The sequence below is a fragment of the Spirosoma soli genome (assembly GCF_042684525.1).
In the GTDB taxonomy this organism is placed as follows: Bacteria; Bacteroidota; Bacteroidia; order Cytophagales; family Spirosomataceae; genus Spirosoma; species Spirosoma soli.
Window position 1 is genome coordinate 1 of sequence record NZ_JBHULN010000062.1, and the last position, 596, is coordinate 596.

General features: G+C 44.0%; 1 protein-coding gene. It reads left to right on the forward strand.

Annotated features, from left to right (window positions below):
* The coding region (locus ACFSUS_RS29080) for an integrase core domain-containing protein (protein ID WP_381528818.1) at positions 1–235 on the forward strand (235 nt) is incomplete at its 5' end.
* Positions 236–596: the final 361 nt, after the last annotated feature.

Consider the following 596-nt stretch of genomic DNA (forward strand, 5'->3'; position numbering starts at 1 on the left):
AGTTGAGCGGATGAACCGTACGATTAAAGAAGCCACCGTGTATCGCTACCACTATCAGACGACAGATGAATTGAACCAACATCTACAAGCCTTTCTCCTAGCTTATAACCATGCCAAACGGTTAAAGGCATGGAAGGGATTAACCCCGCACGAATTTGTCTGCGCTCAATGGCAAGCAAAACCAACTATCTTTACTCGTGATCCAACCCATCTCATATTGGGACTATACACCTAGTAAGTCGAAATAGCCAGCACAGTTGCTGACAGCATAGTGAACCAGTAGACTAATAGTAAAATACCTTGGTAAGTCTCGGTGCTTGTGAAGCATCATATTGTACATTCCGCTCCGTGACAGTACCTATATTGAAAAAATAGCCAGCGGAACCACGTTGAAAAGCATATAAATTTAAACGAGTAATTATTTCAGCACACCCAATACATCTCAGAAATTTACAGTAACGTCCGCATGGGCCTTTAGGTTTGTGGCATGGTAAGAATCTAAGAATTAGCTAGCTTTCTAAAAACATCAGAGCGGGCTTCCCTATCGCGGTGGCTAGGTACGACCCATGGTCCGATTCAGGTCCCGCTCTGTCTTC